At 63.4% G+C, this 14,894-nt stretch carries 13 protein-coding genes; 1 reads left to right on the top strand and 12 read right to left on the bottom strand.

The window, feature by feature from the left end:
• Positions 1 to 25: 25 nt before the first annotated feature.
• The 5 genes from lapB to cmk form a co-directional block, all read right to left on the bottom strand.
• The gene (lapB, locus tag MFF62_RS04175; RefSeq protein WP_238260497.1) at positions 26 to 1,225 is read right to left on the bottom strand and encodes a lipopolysaccharide assembly protein LapB; all 1,200 of its coding nucleotides are present in this window, start codon (positions 1,223 to 1,225) and stop codon (positions 26 to 28) included.
• A gap of 3 nt (positions 1,226 to 1,228) precedes the next feature.
• Positions 1,229 to 1,552 (bottom strand): LapA family protein, encoded by a 324-nt coding sequence (locus tag MFF62_RS04180; protein ID WP_238260499.1) that lies wholly within the window; start codon positions 1,550 to 1,552, stop codon positions 1,229 to 1,231.
• 241 nt (positions 1,553 to 1,793) lie between these two features.
• Positions 1,794 to 2,216, bottom strand: a complete 423-nt coding sequence (locus MFF62_RS04185; RefSeq protein WP_238260501.1) for an integration host factor subunit beta — start codon at positions 2,214 to 2,216, stop codon at positions 1,794 to 1,796.
• A gap of 30 nt (positions 2,217 to 2,246) precedes the next feature.
• Positions 2,247 to 4,055: a 30S ribosomal protein S1 gene (rpsA, locus tag MFF62_RS04190; RefSeq protein ID WP_404990610.1), complete on the bottom strand. Its 1,809-nt coding sequence runs from the start codon at positions 4,053 to 4,055 to the stop codon at positions 2,247 to 2,249.
• Positions 4,056 to 4,084: 29 nt separating this feature from the next.
• Positions 4,085 to 4,744, bottom strand: a complete 660-nt coding sequence (gene cmk, locus MFF62_RS04195; RefSeq protein WP_238260505.1) for a (d)CMP kinase — start codon at positions 4,742 to 4,744, stop codon at positions 4,085 to 4,087.
• A gap of 147 nt (positions 4,745 to 4,891) precedes the next feature.
• Between cmk and MFF62_RS04200 the strand changes: the two genes are divergently transcribed.
• Positions 4,892 to 5,119, top strand: coding sequence for a DUF2061 domain-containing protein (locus tag MFF62_RS04200; RefSeq protein WP_238260507.1), 228 nt, complete (start codon positions 4,892 to 4,894; stop codon positions 5,117 to 5,119).
• 27 nt (positions 5,120 to 5,146) lie between these two features.
• Here the strand turns inward: MFF62_RS04200 and aroA are convergent, their stop codons facing one another.
• From aroA to gyrA, 7 genes are all read right to left on the bottom strand, one after another.
• The gene (gene aroA / locus MFF62_RS04205; RefSeq protein WP_238260509.1) at positions 5,147 to 6,460 is read right to left on the bottom strand and encodes a 3-phosphoshikimate 1-carboxyvinyltransferase; all 1,314 of its coding nucleotides are present in this window, start codon (positions 6,458 to 6,460) and stop codon (positions 5,147 to 5,149) included.
• A gap of 51 nt (positions 6,461 to 6,511) precedes the next feature.
• Complete coding sequence (locus MFF62_RS04210; protein ID WP_404990611.1) at positions 6,512 to 7,465, bottom strand: prephenate dehydrogenase; 954 nt, start codon at positions 7,463 to 7,465, stop codon at positions 6,512 to 6,514.
• Positions 7,432 to 8,583: a histidinol-phosphate transaminase gene (hisC, locus tag MFF62_RS04215; RefSeq protein ID WP_238260513.1), complete on the bottom strand. Its 1,152-nt coding sequence runs from the start codon at positions 8,581 to 8,583 to the stop codon at positions 7,432 to 7,434. The genes MFF62_RS04210 and hisC overlap by 34 nt, the downstream gene beginning before the upstream one ends.
• 20 nt (positions 8,584 to 8,603) lie before the next feature.
• Complete coding sequence (pheA, locus tag MFF62_RS04220) at positions 8,604 to 9,749, bottom strand: prephenate dehydratase (protein WP_238260515.1); 1,146 nt, start codon at positions 9,747 to 9,749, stop codon at positions 8,604 to 8,606.
• Between the two features lie 91 nt (positions 9,750 to 9,840).
• A complete protein-coding gene (gene serC, locus MFF62_RS04225; RefSeq protein WP_238260517.1) occupies positions 9,841 to 11,004 on the bottom strand; it encodes a 3-phosphoserine/phosphohydroxythreonine transaminase in 1,164 nt (387 codons plus the stop codon).
• 147 nt (positions 11,005 to 11,151) lie between these two features.
• Positions 11,152 to 11,718 (bottom strand): DUF2059 domain-containing protein, encoded by a 567-nt coding sequence (locus MFF62_RS04230; protein ID WP_238260519.1) that lies wholly within the window; start codon positions 11,716 to 11,718, stop codon positions 11,152 to 11,154.
• Between the two features lie 82 nt (positions 11,719 to 11,800).
• Complete coding sequence (gene gyrA / locus MFF62_RS04235) at positions 11,801 to 14,518, bottom strand: DNA gyrase subunit A (RefSeq protein ID WP_238260521.1); 2,718 nt, start codon at positions 14,516 to 14,518, stop codon at positions 11,801 to 11,803.
• Positions 14,519 to 14,894 lie beyond the last annotated feature (376 nt).

The following is a 14,894-nucleotide window of genomic DNA, read 5'->3' on the forward strand; positions in this document are numbered from 1 at the left end:
GGGAATTCGGTTCGCTTGAAATGACTTAGCCAAGCGCTTCGGAGCGGCGCGGCGCATACGTTTCCCAGCGGTTGCAGCCGGGGCACTGCCAATAGAACAAGCGGGCGCGGAAGCCGCATTCGCGACAGGTGTAGCGCGCCAGGTTGCGGGTGCGAAGTTGCAGCAGATCGCGGATCGCGGCGGTTTCCTGCGACTTGTCGTCGGGGGCGGTTTCCGTGCCGGCCGGCGCTTGCGCCTGGCCTTCGGCCGCCTGCGCCTCGAAATACCGGGTCAGTGCCAGCAGCGTCGGCTGACGGCGCAGTTGCTCACGCATCAGCCTCGTGGCGGCCTCCGGCCCGTTCACTTCCAGTTCTGTACGATAGGCGGTATCGAGCAATTCCGGCGCCAATTTGCCCTTGAGCAATTCGTGCAGCCATTGCAGCGCCTTGCCCTGCTCGCCAAGCGTCGCATAGGCCTTGACCACGCGGTCCGCCACCAGCGGCAGGTAGGCGGCGTCCTGGCTTTCGATACCGAGCCAGTGTTGCAGCGCGCCCGGCAGATCGGCGGCCGCCGCGGCCACGTCGCCCAGCAGGATCGGCGCGCGCACGTTGGCCGGGTTTTCTTCCCGCGCCCGGCGCAGCCATTCGATCGCTTCCTCGGGCTTCTTCTTTTGCAGCGCATCCTGGGCCAGTTCGCAGCAGAACTGGGCGATCTGCACGCGATAGTCCTTCTGGTCCAGCGTCTGCAATTCACGCGCGGCGTCGATGGCCTTCGACCACTCCTTCTCGACTTCGTACAGTTCCAGCAGCACGCGCTTGGCCGACGCCGCGTAGGGACCGGACATCAGCCGGCGCAGCGACTCTTCCGCGCGGTCCAGCAGACCCGCGCGCAGGAAGTCCTGGCCCAGTTCGTAGAGTGCGTGCTCACGTTCCGGATCTGGAATGTCGGGGCGGGTTGCCAGGTTCTGGTGCACGCGGATCGCGCGCTCGGTTTCGCCACGGCGGCGGAACAACGCGCCCAGCGCGAAATGCAGCTCGGTGGTTTCGGGGTCCAGGCGTGCCACCTCGACAAAGGCGTCGATAGCCTTGTCGGGTTGCTCGTTGAGCAGGAAATTGAGGCCCTTGAAATAGGAGCGCGGCAATGCGCCCTGTTCGCTCATCAGCTGGCGCAGGTCAAAGCGCGCCGCCATCCAGCCAAGGCCAAAGACAAGTGGCAGCGCCAGCAGCCACCAGGTTTCAAACATCATGGGTCAGACTTTCGGACCGACTACGTTATAAGGTACGCCCGGCTTGGCCTCGGGCGGCACGGTATCCACCGTCGTCGCCGTACGCGCCTCGCCAAGCGCGCGGCGCAGGCGCGCCGCTTCCATGCGTTGCCGCATCAGCCCCGGCGCCACCGCAGCCAATGCGGCCACGATACCCAGCCCGAAGGCCGCCAGCAGTATCAGGATCAGCGGGGCATGCCAGACGGCGCCAAAGAAGAGCTGCAGGTCGGCATCGCCGGTATTGCGCAGCGCCAGCACGAACAACAGCACGAACAGGACGATGCGGAAGATCCAGGTGACGAGTTTCATGCGGTGGATGCCATCGGAACGTGAGTGCACAACCGGTCACGCAATTGCGTTCGGGCGCACCCGGCCAAAGATTCCCGGCATTGTAGCGGAATCACTTCTTCGAAACGGTAACGATTGGTCGCACGGCGATGCGCGCGCCGGTATGTGCCAGTAACGCGCCCCATCATCGGCCATGCACAAACAAAAAGCGCTCCCGGGGGAGCGCTTTCCAAAACTGACTTGCCAGTAAGGCAGACAAGCATCAGGAACGAACCAGATTGAGCTGGCCATCCTCATGCAAGCCGGCCGATGCCGCTTGTTGCGAGGGTTGCGACGAAACCAGTGACTGCCCGGATTTGCCGTGCGGCGCCTGACCATTGACGGTCGCGACACCACTTGGCGTTGCCGGGCGATCCACCCGTTCCCGCAACTCCTTGCCCGCCTTGAAATGTGGCACCCGCTTTTCGGGCACCAGCACTCGTTCGCCGGACTTGGGGTTGCGGCCCACGCGAGGCGGCCGCCGGTTCAGACCGAAGCTGCCAAAACCGCGAATCTCGATGCGATGGCCATCGGCCAGCGCTTCGGACATCGCGTCGAGAATCGTTTTCACCGAGATGTCCGCATCCCGCAGCAGCAACTGCGGAAAGCGGGCAGCCAGTTTTTCGACGAGCTCGGACTTGGTCATGGGCGGTCTCGGCCGAAGCGGCGCTCTGGATTACTGGTTGTCCTGGCCCAGCTTGGCCTTCAGCAGCGCGCCCAGGTTGGTCGTGCCAGCCGTGCCGGTGTCAGCCGAGAACTTCTGCATCGCTTCTTGCTGCTCTGCGGAATCCTTGGCCTTGATCGACAGGTTGATGTTGCGCGACTTGCGGTCGACGTTCACCACCAGGGCGGTGATCTGCTCGCCTTCCTTCAGCACGTTGCGGGCATCTTCCACGCGGTCAGCGGAGATTTCCGAAGCGCGCAGGTAGCCTTCAACGTCGTCAGCCAGTTGAACAACGGCGCCCTTGGCGTCAACGGCCTTGATCGTGCCGTTCACCAGCGAACCCTTGTCGTTGGCCGAGATGAAGTTGTTGAACGGATCGCCCGACAGTTGCTTGATGCCCAGCGAGATGCGTTCCTTGTCGACGTCGATGCCCAGGACGACAGCTTCCACTTCGTCGCCCTTCTTGTACTTGCGCACGGCTTCTTCGCCCGTCTCTTGCCACGACAGGTCCGACAGGTGCACCAGGCCGTCGATGCCGCCAGGCAGACCGATGAACACGCCGAAGTCGGTGATCGACTTGATCTGGCCCGTCAGCTTGTCGCCCTTCTTGTGGTTGCGGCTGAAATCGTCCCACGGATTGGCCTTGCACTGCTTCATGCCCAGGCTGATACGACGCTTGTCTTCGTCGATATCCAGAACCATGACTTCCACTTCGTCGCCCAGCTGGACAACCTTCGACGGGGCCACGTTCTTGTTGGTCCAGTCCATTTCGGACACGTGCACCAGACCTTCGATACCGGCTTCGATTTCCACGAATGCGCCGTAGTCGGTCAGGTTGGTCACCTTGCCGAACAGACGCGTGCCTTGCGGGTAGCGGCGCGAGATGCCCACCCACGGATCTTCGCCCAGTTGCTTCACGCCCAGCGAGACGCGGTTCTTTTCCTGGTCGAACTTCAGGATCTTGGCGGTGATTTCCTGGCCAACCGACAGCACTTCGCTCGGGTGACGGACACGGCGCCATGCCAGGTCGGTGATGTGCAGCAGGCCGTCGATACCACCCAGGTCCACAAACGCGCCGTAGTCGGTGATGTTCTTGACGATACCGTTGACGATCGCGCCTTCCTTCAGCGTTTCCATCAGCTTCTGACGCTCTTCGCCCAGCGTGGCTTCCACCACGGCGCGACGCGACAGCACGACGTTGTTACGCTTGCGGTCGAGCTTGATGACCTTGAATTCGAGGGTCTTGCCTTCGTACGGCGTGGTGTCCTTGATCGGACGCACGTCGACGAGCGAACCGGGCAGGAAGGCACGGATGCCGTTGACCATGACGGTCAGGCCGCCCTTGACCTTGCCGGTCACGGTACCCGAGATGATTTCGCCGTCTTCCAGCGCCTTCTCGAGGTTCAGCCACGATGCCAGGCGCTTGGCCTTGTCGCGGGAGAGGATGGTGTCGCCATAGCCGTTCTCGAGCGCGTCGATGGCCACGGACACGTAGTCGCCGGCCTGCACTTCGAGTTCGCCCTGGTCGTTCAGGAACTCCTCCACCGGCACGAATGCCTCGGACTTGAGGCCGGCGTTGACGACCACGAAATTGTGGTCGATGCGCACGACTTCAGCGGAAATCACTTCGCCAGCCTTCATATTGGAGCGGGCGATCGATTCCTCGAACAGTGCGGCAAAGGATTCGTTAGTTTGCAGGTCGGACATAAACGTAGGTTTGCAATCCGCAGTACGTAGGCCGGCACGGTTATCGCGCTCAGTCTGCCTTGACGCAGCGGGGTCAGGTTGATCACCTGTACCGGACGGGTTGTGTTCCGGCACAGGCCCAGGTCGGCGCCTCGTGGTTTTAATCACCGCACAGCGGCGAACCACTCCAGCACCTGCGCCACCGCCTCGTCCACCGTCATTTCAGAGGTGTCCAGGCGTTGCGCGTCTTCAGCGGGACGCAGGGGCGCGGCGGTACGGGAGCGATCCCGCGCGTCGCGCGCCTCGAGGTCACGCAAAAGGTCTTCGATATTAGCAGAAATTCCCTTATCAATCAATTGTTTATAGCGTCTGCGAGCGCGTGCCTCGACGCTCGCGGTCAGGAACACCTTGAGACGGGCCTCCGGAAAGATCACGGTGCCCATGTCGCGGCCGTCCGCCACCAGCCCCGGGAGTTTGCGAAACCCCCGCTGAAGTGCTGTCAGGGCATCACGAACGGGCTGGTGCACGGCCAGTGCCGAGGCCCGGTTGCCGATGGCTTCCTGGCGGATCGTCTGGCTGACCTCTTCCCCTTCCAGCCAGACCCGGTCCGGGCCGAACTTCACATCGAGGCGCAGGGCAATCTTTGCAAGGGTATCGACGTCGCCGACATCCACGCCGGCACGGTCGCTGGCCAGCGCCACCAACCGGTAGAGCGCGCCGCTGTCGAGCAGATGGAATCCGAGTGCATCGGCCACCTTGTGGGCTACCGTGCCTTTGCCGGACGCGGTTGGTCCATCTATGGTGATGACGTCGATGATAGTCATTCTTAATTAATTAGTTTGAAACTATTGATTTCCGACCGTAATTGTGAGTCGTTATCATTCGAACCATGGTTGCGCGGCGGCGGCGCTGCCGATCCCACAAAAGACGCTGCGCAACCATTCTGTTATGTAGACGCGAGGCAAACCATCATGGCCAAAACCCTGACCTTCGGCATCATGCACCTGGGCATCGCTTTCAGCGTGACCTATGCGCTGACCGGCAGCCTGGCCATCAGCGGAGCCATTACGTTCATCGAACCGGCAGTGAACACCGTGGCCCACTACTTCTTCGACAAGTACTGGGAGCGCCGCGAACGCCGCACCAGCGGCGCGGCAAAGTCCGAAACGCCAGCGGCGCGTCGCCTGGCCGCCGCCTGACACCTGCCATTGAACCGGAGTCGGCGCTTACCGCGCTACCCCGGCAAACACCGAGAAATACTCCGGGAACGTCTTGGCCACGCAGCCCGGATCATTGATCCGCACCGGCAACGGGCCAAATGCGGCCAATGAGAAACACATGGCCATCCGGTGATCATCATAGGTGCCGATGCCATCCGCCGGGGTTTGCCACGCCGCCTCCGATACCGGCGGCGTCACCTTCAGATAGTCCGCGCCCTCTTCCACCGTCGCACCCAGCTTGCGCAGTTCCGTCGCCATGGCGGCGATGCGGTCGGTTTCCTTGACTCGCCAGCTCGCGATATTGGTCAGCGTGGTCGTGCCCTCGGCAAACAGCGCGGCCACGGCCAGCGTCATCGCGGCGTCGGGAATATGGTTGCAGTCAAGTTCGATGCCGTTCAAGCGGCCGTCGTCGCGCTCGGTGCCCCGCACCTCGACCCAGTTGTCGCCGGCCATCACGTTGGCACCCATGCGGTTCAACGCATCGGCAAACCGCACGTCTCCCTGGATGCTCGACAGTCCCACGCCTTCCACCCGCACCGGCCCGCCACCAATGGCGCCGGCTGCAAGAAAATACGATGCCGTCGAGGCGTCGCCTTCAACGTAGATCTCGCCCGGCGAGCGGTACTGCGCGCCGGCCGGCAGGATGAAGCGTTCCCAGCCCTGGCGTTCCACCTCGATGCCGAAGCGCGCCAGCAGGTTCAGCGTGATTTCGATATACGGCTTCGAGATCAACTCGCCAATCACTTCGATCTCGATGCGGCCCGACGGCGCTTGCGCCATCGGCAGCGTCATCAGCAACGCCGTGAGGAACTGGCTCGACACGTCGCCGCGCACGCGGATCGGCGCATCGATGCGGATCTGTGCCGGGTTGATCTGCAGCGGCGGATAGCCCGGCGTACCCAGGTATTCGATCGCGGCGCCCACCTGCACCAGGCCATCGACCAGATCGCCGATCGGCCGTTCATGCATACGCGGCACACCGCTGACCTTGTAGGCACCACCCTGCAGCGCCAGCGCCGCCGTCAGCGGCCGAATCGCCGTGCCGGCGTTGCCCATGAACAGGTCCGCCGACTTGTTCGGGAAATTGCCGCCCACGCCGGTGACGATGCAATCGCCGCCGTCACGGCGCCAGGTCACGCCCAGCACCTTCAGCGCTTCGAGCATGACGCGCGTATCGTCGGAATCGAGCAGATCGCGCACGCGCGTTTCGCCGGTGGCCAGCGCGGACAACAGCAGCACGCGGTTGGAGATGCTTTTCGAGCCGGGCAGGCGCACCGTGCCCGATGCGCGGGTCAGGGGGCCGAGGGTCAGATGTTCCATGGTCTATGCAGCGTCAGTGCAGCGCCCTGCCGAAGCCCGGGCGCCACGACTTCAGGGTTCTACGTTATGGGCGGAGGCGCGGGCCGCGCCCCACTTGAGGCGCGTATCGCTGGCGCGCGCGAACACGCGTTCCAGCGCGGCACCGTCACCGACCTTGATCTGCGCCTTCAGATGGCCGAGCACAGCTTCATACGTGCTGATCTCGCGTAGCAGCGCTTCCTTGTTGGCGATACAGATATCGCGCCACATCTCGGGGGACGACCCGGCAATCCGCGTGAAATCGCGAAAGCCGCCGCCCGCAAAATCGAGCTTCAGCGCTGCGTCCTCGGCATTGGCCACCTGTGCGACCAGCGCGTACGAGAGCACATGCGGCAGATGGCTGACCGACGCGAACACGGCATCGTGCTGCACGGCCGACATGACGTGCACATTGGCCCCGGCCGATTCCCACATGGCCCGCACCGCCGCCACATCAGCGCGGCTGTTTTCCTGAAGCGGACACATCACCACCTTCTTGTCCAGGTACAGGTCGTTCAGCGCGGCTTCCACGCCGTGGAGCTCGCGTCCGGCAATCGGGTGCGCGGGCACGAATTGCGCCACCTTGTCGCCGAGCGCGGTCTTGGCGGCCATGATCACGTCGGATTTGGTGCTGCCGGCGTCGGTCACGATCGTGCCGGGCTGCAGATGCGGCTCCAACGCGTGCAGCAACGCAAAGTTCTGCGCCACCGGCGCGCACAGCACGATCAGGCTGGCACCTTGCGCGGCATCGGCCACCGATTCGGCGATTTCGTCGATCACGCCCAGCGACTTCGCCTTTTCCAGCGACGCCTTCGAACGGCCCACGCCCACCACGGTACCGACCACGCCGGCACGCTTGAGCGACAACGCCAGCGATCCGCCAATCAGGCCGACGCCGACAATCACAACACGGGAAAAATGCAGGGCGCTCACGGTTTCAGCTTGTTCTGGATTCACTTCAATGCCTGCTCGAGGGCCGCGATGCATGCCGCGTTCTCTTCGGGCAGACCAATGGTGATGCGCAGCCACTGGGGCAAACCATAGTTCGCCACCGGGCGCACGATCACCCCTTGCTTGAGCATCGCCAGGTTCACGCGGGCACCCGCACCGTCGTCGGTGCCCACACGGACCATGACGAAGTTGCCGGACGACTTCACGTACTCCAGGCCCATGCGCTCGAACGCCGCCACCAGTTGCGCCTTGCCGGCGCGATTGAGTTCGGCGCTGCGCTGCAGGAACGTAGCATCGCCCAGCGCCGCCACAGCGGCCGCCTGGGCGAGGCTGTTGACGTTGAACGGCTGCCGCACGCGGTTCAGCAGGTCGGTCAACTGCGGCTGTGCCACGCCATAACCGACGCGCAGGCCCGCCAGGCCATAGGCCTTCGAGAACGTGCGCGACACCATCAGGTTCGGATACTTGCGCACCCAGCCAGTGGACTCGTACTGCTGGTCGGCGTCGAGGTATTCGTTGTACGCCTCGTCGAGCACCACCACCACGTGCGGCGGCACCTTGGCCAGGAACGCCTCGATCTCGGCGGCAGTCACGAAGGTGCCCGTCGGATTGTTCGGATTGGCGACAAAGACAAGCTTGGTGTCCGGGGCAATCGCCGCCGCCATCGCGTCGAGGTCATGGCCATACTGGCGCGACTTGACCTCGATGGCGCGCGCGCCCACTTCCTGCGTGGCCAGCGCGTAGACCGCGAACGAGTACTCGGCATAGACGATCGACTCGCCCGCGCGCACCAGCGCATGCGCTGCCAGTTCCAGGATGTCGTTACTGCCGTTGCCCAGCGTCAGCCATTCGGCCGGCACATCGTACTTTTCCGAAAGCCGTGCCTTCAGCTCGAAGCCGTTGCTGTCCGGATAACGCCCCAGGTCTTCCGTCGCGGCGGCAATCGCCGCCTTGGCCGATGCCGGCATGCCAAGCGGATTCTCGTTCGAGGCCAGCTTGACGATGCGGGCTTCGTCGAGCCCGAACTCGCGCGCCACCTCGGCAATCGGCTTGCCGGCGATGTAGGGCGATATCTTGCGCACATAGGTCGGCCCGAAATATTCCGCGGCATTCCCCGCAGCCGCATTCGCAGCCAGCTTGTTCTGATCAACCATGCCTGCCTCCTGGCTGCGTGTTACTTGCTCGACGGATAGGACCCGAGCACTTTTAGGTACGCGGCGTTGGCACGCAGCGTGCCGATGGCCTTCGCCACCGCAGGCTCATGCTGATGGCCTTCCACGTCGACGTAGAAGTAGTACTCCCACGCGCCGCTGCGCGCGGGACGCGATTCGAAGCGGCACATCGAGACACCGTTCTCGGCAAGCGGAGCCAGCAACTGGTACACCGCACCGGCTTTGTTCGGCACCGACAGGATCATCGACGTCTGGTCGCTGCCCGACGGCTCGGTCTCGTAGCGGCCAATCACGGCAAAGCGCGTGCGGTTGTGCGGATCGTCCTGGATATGCGAGCGGATGATGTGCAGGTGATAGCGATTGGCGGCCGTCTCGCCCGCGATTGCGGCGACGGTCGGGTCTTCGCTGGCCATGCGCGCCGCCTCGGCATTGCTCGACACGGCCTGGCGCTCCAGGTGCGGATAGTTCGCGGTGAGCCAGTGCTGGCACTGTGCCAGCGCCTGCGCGTGCGCGCGCACCACGGTCACACCCTTCATGTCCGGCGCCGACGCCATCAGGTTGTGATGCACCTTCAGTGCGATCTCGCCGCTGATCTTCAGCGACGTCTGCAGGAACAGGTCGAGCGTGCGCGACACCGCGCCCTCGGTCGAATTTTCGACCGGCACCACGCCGTACTCCACCGTGCCCGCTTCCACCGCACGAAACACTTCGTCGATGCTCGTGCACGGCACTCCCGACACTTCATGGCCGAAGTGCGCGTACAGCGCCTGCTCCGAGAACGTGCCGGCCGGCCCGAGGAATGCGATTTCCAGCGGCTTTTCCAGGCCACGGCAGGCGGACATCACCTCGCGCCAGATCGACGCCACGCTCTCGTCCAGCAGCGGACCCGGATTGGCGCCCTGCACCTTGCGGATCACCTGCAATTCGCGCTCGGGTCTGAACACCGGCGCGCCGTACTTCTTCTTGACCTCGCCCACGTCAAGCGCCAACTGCGCGCGACGGTTCAGCAGGGCCAGCAGTTCGCGGTCAACCGTGTCGATCTGGTTGCGCAGCGGCGCCAGGTCGGCGGACAGCGCCTGCTCCTGGGGGCTCGGTGCCGCATTGTCATTGCCGGGGGCTGCCACCCCAGGCTTGTCTTGCTGTGTCATAGGCCTGTAGGCCGCCCGTCGAGCGGCCGCGGAAAGTCTGGGCTGATGCCGCGGCCCCGCACTGCGGAAGCCGCGACAGAAAGCACCGCCGTCAGGCGGCGGTGCGCTCGAATTCGCGCATGAATTCCACCAGCGCGGTCACACCTTCGAGAGGCATCGCGTTGTAGATGCTGGCACGCATGCCGCCCACGGACTTGTGGCCCTTGAGCTGAACCAGACCATTCGCGCGCGCCTGGGTGAGGAACGCTTCGTTGCGCGATTCGTCGCGCAACAGGAACGGAACGTTCATGCGCGAGCGGCAGCTGGGATCGATTTCGTTACGGTAAAAGTCGCTCTGGTCCAGGAACGTGTACAGCGCGTGCGCCTTGGCGATATTGCGCTGCTCGATGCCGGCCAGGCCACCCTGGGCCTTGAGCCACTTGAACACGAGCCCGGCGATATAGATCGAATAGGTGGGCGGCGTGTTGTACATCGAGTCGTGCTCGTCCACCAGGCGCCAGTTGAACGCCGAGGGGCACAGCGGATGCGCGAAACCGATCAGGTCTTCGCGCACGATCACGATCGTCACGCCGGCCGGGCCGATGTTCTTCTGCGCGCCGCCATACACCACCTGCACGCGCGACCAGTCGATCGCACGCGACAGGATATGGCTGGAGGCATCGGCCACGACGATACGGCCCTTGTCGTGCGTGCCGGTCTGGCCGATGTCCGGGACTTCCTGGAACTCAACGCCGACGATCGTCTCGTTCGTGCACAGGTGCACGTAGGCCGCATCGTCAGACAGCTTCCAGCTGTTGGCGTCGGGAATCTTGTGCCACTTCTGGTCCTTGCTCGAAGCCGCAATGTTCACGTCGCCATAGCGTCGTGCTTCCTGCTCGGTCTTGACCGACCACGTGCCGGTCATCACGAAATCGGTCTTCGGCTTGGCCGCATTGACGCGATTGGCCAGGTTCAGCGGCACGATGCCGTTTTCGCCAATGGCGCCGCCCTGCAGGAACAGGATGCGGAAATTCTTGGGCACATGCAGCAGTTCGCGCAGGTCCGCCAGCGCCTGCTGGTGGATGCTTTCGAATTCCTTGCTGCGATGGCTCATCTCCATGACCGATACGCCGGTACCGCGCCACGACAGCATCTCCTCGGCGGCCTGCTGCAGGACTTCGGTCGGCAACGCGGCGGGGCCGGGCGAGAAATTGAAGACGCGCTCGGCCAGGGAACGTTGCAGGCCGGCGAGGGCGGGGTTCTGGGGATCGTTCATGGAGGGGAAAAAAGAAAAATGGCTGCCGGATTGAACCAGGCAGCCATTATCGCCCAAAACCCGCGACCCTTGGACACCATGGGTATCCGGGGCGAGCCAGGGCCAGCGGCCTCCCGGGCCCGAAAGCCCGGAGACGCCAGCCGTCGATCACTTCGATGCGGCGGCGATTTCCTTCTCGGCCGAGTCACGCATCGACTTGCCAACCTGCGGGCCGTACTTCTGCATCATCGAGCCCCAGATTTCCTGGGTGGCCTTGCCCTGGTTGGCCATGAACTTCTGGCCCGTCGGCGACTTCAGGAACGTGGTCAGGTCCTTGATTTCCTGCGTCGAGTAGTACTTGCCGAATGCGTCGTAGTGCGCCTTGATGGCGTCTTGGCGGAAGCCGTCGGTGTTGAACGCCGTACCGGCGCCGTCCACCATGCGCTGCACGGCGCCGTTCTTCTTGAGCTTGTCGACAGCGGCCTGCTTCTGCTTGTCGTTCAGCGTCTTGTTCTCGACCAGAACCTGTTCCAGCACCAGCGGTGCTTCCTGCTTGGCACCCTGTTGCCAGTTTTCGGCCTGACCCTTGACAGCCTGGTCGGCCTGCATGACGGTCAGCAGTTCCTTGATGGCCGCGGTCTTGTCCTTGTCTTCCTGAGCGTGCGCGCCTTGCGCCAGCATCATCATCGGAGCGAAAGCAGCCAGAACAGCGATACGTCGATAGGTTTTGAGCATTATGACTCCCTGGTAAATACGTCCGGATTAGTCCGAGCGGCCGTCTGGCGAGTTCCGGCCGTCGTCCCGTTGTTGCAACAAATTACGAATTTGCGTCGGCGTCGTTGGCACCTGCACCTGCATCGCTGCCGGCGCCGCCGTCAGCACCGGTGTCGCCAGCGGCATCCTCATCCACATTGTCGTCGTCGCCGTTGGCGCTGCTATCGGCATCCGATTCGACAATGCGCTGCAGGCCCGACAGCTTGGTGCCTTCATCGACGTTGATGAGCGTCACGCCCTGGGTGGCGCGGCCCATCTCGCGGATCTCGGCCACGCGGGTGCGGATCAGCACGCCACCGGTGGTGATCAGCATGATTTCGTCTTCCGGCGAAACCAGCGCGGCGGCCACCACACGGCCGTTGCGCTCGCTCGTCTGGATCGCAATCATGCCCTTGGTGCCACGGCCGTGTCGAGTGTACTCGGAGATAGGCGTACGCTTGCCGTAGCCATTCTCGGTCGCGGTCAGCACGCTGCCAGCCGCCGGAATTGCGCCCTCGGCCGATTCGCCCTCGGCAGTTTCTGCCGGCGCAACCAGCATGGCGATCACGGCCTGGCCCTCGTCGAGGTTCATGCCGCGCACGCCGCGCGCCTGCCGGCCCATCGGACGCACGTCGTTCTCGTCGAACCGCACGGCCTTGCCGGCGTCGGAGAACAGCATCACGTCGTGCTGGCCGTCGGTGATGGCAGCGCCGATCAGGAAGTCGCCCTCATCGAGGTCGACCGCGATGATGCCGGCCTTGCGCGGGTTCGAGAAATCGGTGAGCACCGTCTTCTTGACCGTGCCGCGCGCGGTGGCCATGAAGATGAAATGCTCGGCGTCGAACTGCCGCACCGGCAGAATCACATTGATCTTCTCGCCGTCGGCCAGCGGGAACATGTTCACGATCGGACGGCCGCGCGAGTTGCGCGAACCCTGCGGCACCTCGTAGACCTTGAGCCAGTACAGGCGGCCACGGTTCGAGAAGCACAGGATGTAGTCGTGCGTGTTGGCCACGAACAGCGTGTCGATCCAGTCGTCTTCCTTCGTTGCCGTGGCCAGCTTGCCCCGGCCGCCACGCTTCTGCGCGCGGTACTCGGAAATCGGCTGGCTCTTCATGTAGCCCGAGTGCGACAGCGTGACCACCATGTCCTGCGGCGTGATCAGGTCCTCGGTATCCAGCTCGGTCGCGTTGTGCTCGATCTGCGAACGGCGCTCGTCGCCGAACTCGGCGCGGATGGCACCCAGTTCCTCGGTGATGATCGTCGTGATGCGTTCCGGCCGGGCCAGGATGTCGAGCAGGTCGGCAATCAGGCCCATCACTTCGCGGTATTCCTGGACGATCTTGTCCTGCTCCAGGCCCGTAAGGCGTTGCAGTCGCATCTGCAGGATTTCCTGCGCCTGACCGTCGGACAACCGGTACAGGCCGTCGGGCTGCATGCCGAACACGGCCGGCAGGCCATCCGGGCGATACGAGGCACGGCCACCGGACGTGTCGGTTTCGGCACGTGCGAGCATTTCGCGCACCAGGCCGGAATCCCACGCCTTGGCCATCAGCTCGGCCTTGGCCAGCGGCGGCGTCGGGGCTGCCTTGATGATCGCGATGAACTCGTCGATGTTGGCCAGTGCCACGGCCAGGCCTTCCAGCACGTGCCCGCGCTCGCGCGCCTTGCGCAGTTCGAACACGGTGCGGCGCGTCACCACTTCGCGGCGATGCGACAGGAAGGCGGCCAGCATCTGCTTCAGGTTCAGCAGGCGAGGCTGGCCGTCGACCAGCGCTACCATGTTCATGCCGAACGTGTCCTGCAGCTGGGTGTTCTTATATAGGTTGTTCAGCACAACCTCGGGCACTTCATTGCGCTTGAGCTCGATCACCACGCGCATGCCTGACTTGTCAGACTCGTCGCGGATGTCGGAAATGCCCTCGATCTTCTTCTCGGTGACCAGTTCGGCGATGCGCTCAAGAAGCGTCCGCTTGTTCACCTGGTACGGCAGCTCGTCGACGATGATCGCCTGGCGCTGGCCGCGATCAATGTCCTCAAAGTGCGTGCGCGCGCGCATGACCACCCGGCCGCGGCCGGTACGGTAGCCCTCTCGCACACCCTGGATGCCATAGATAATACCGGCGGTCGGAAAATCGGGAGCGGGAACCAGTTCAATCAGTTCATCGACCGTCGCATCGGCATTACGCAGGAGATGCAGACAGGCGTCGACGACTTCATTGAGGTTATGCGGCGGGATATTGGTGGCCATACCCACGGCAATACCCGACGAACCATTGATCAGCAAATTCGGAATACGAGCCGGCAAAATACCGGGCTCTTTCTCCGAACCGTCATAGTTCGGTTCGAAATCGACAGTTTCCTTGTCGATATCGTGAAGCATTTCATGGGCAATCTTCGCCAGGCGGATTTCGGTATAACGCATCGCCGCGGCGTTATCACCGTCCACCGAACCGAAGTTACCCTGGCCGTCGACCAGCATATAGCGCAGAGAGAAATTCTGGGCCATACGGACGATCGTGTCGTACACGGCCGTGTCACCGTGCGGGTGATACTTACCAATCACGTCGCCGACGATACGCGCCGACTTCTTGTAGGCACGATTCCAGTCGTTATTGAGCTCATGCATCGCAAAGAGCACGCGCCGGTGTACCGGTTTCAGGCCGTCCCGGACATCGGGAAGCGCGCGCCCCACGATAACGCTCATCGCGTAATCCAGGTATGAGCGGCGCATTTCCTCTTCCAGCGAGACCGGAAGGGTTTCTTTGGCGAATTGATCCATTGCGTCGTGGTTAATGCGGCGGGTTTAAGCAAATGAAGCCCACGAATCCGACGGCATGGAGTGACCCTGCCGGCGACGGGCGAACATGACATTCTATCACGCGCGGAACCCCTTCCCGCCCCTGCCGGAACACCCCCCGTCCGGCCCTCCCGCACGCGCCGAGCGCCCAACCCCGATCCCCTGCAACCCATACAGGACAAGGGTTTGCAGGCGCCGCAAGAGCGATGTTGCACAAACACCACAGGCCTAAAACCACGTGGTTGAATCGAATATATTTACTTCTTAGGAAACGAGCCTTGTGGCACAATTCCCCAGCGAAGAGCCAGACATTGTTCGAAGTGGAGCATCCGCCACGTCGAGAATGTTATACTCCGAA

The sequence above is a fragment of the Cupriavidus pauculus genome, assembly GCF_022179805.1.
Taxonomy (GTDB): domain Bacteria; phylum Pseudomonadota; class Gammaproteobacteria; order Burkholderiales; family Burkholderiaceae; genus Cupriavidus; species Cupriavidus pauculus_E.

Bases quoted from the DNA above. Each gene is read 5' to 3' on its own strand.
- lapB (WP_238260497.1), bottom strand. From the start codon at position 1,225: ATGATGTTTGAAACCTGGTGGCTGCTGGCGCTGCCACTTGTCTTTGGC.
- MFF62_RS04180 (WP_238260499.1), bottom strand. From the start codon at position 1,552: ATGAAACTCGTCACCTGGATCTTCCGCATCGTCCTGTTCGTGCTGTTG.
- MFF62_RS04185 (WP_238260501.1), bottom strand. From the start codon at position 2,216: ATGACCAAGTCCGAGCTCGTCGAAAAACTGGCTGCCCGCTTTCCGCAG.
- cmk (WP_238260505.1), bottom strand. From the start codon at position 4,744: ATGACTATCATCGACGTCATCACCATAGATGGACCAACCGCGTCCGGC.
- MFF62_RS04200 (WP_238260507.1), top strand. From the start codon at position 4,892: ATGGCCAAAACCCTGACCTTCGGCATCATGCACCTGGGCATCGCTTTC.
- aroA (WP_238260509.1), bottom strand. From the start codon at position 6,460: ATGGAACATCTGACCCTCGGCCCCCTGACCCGCGCATCGGGCACGGTG.
- MFF62_RS04210 (WP_404990611.1), bottom strand. From the start codon at position 7,465: ATGCATCGCGGCCCTCGAGCAGGCATTGAAGTGAATCCAGAACAAGCT.
- hisC (WP_238260513.1), bottom strand. From the start codon at position 8,583: ATGGTTGATCAGAACAAGCTGGCTGCGAATGCGGCTGCGGGGAATGCC.
- pheA (WP_238260515.1), bottom strand. From the start codon at position 9,749: ATGACACAGCAAGACAAGCCTGGGGTGGCAGCCCCCGGCAATGACAAT.
- serC (WP_238260517.1), bottom strand. From the start codon at position 11,004: ATGAACGATCCCCAGAACCCCGCCCTCGCCGGCCTGCAACGTTCCCTG.
- MFF62_RS04230 (WP_238260519.1), bottom strand. From the start codon at position 11,718: ATGCTCAAAACCTATCGACGTATCGCTGTTCTGGCTGCTTTCGCTCCG.
- gyrA (WP_238260521.1), bottom strand. From the start codon at position 14,518: ATGGATCAATTCGCCAAAGAAACCCTTCCGGTCTCGCTGGAAGAGGAA.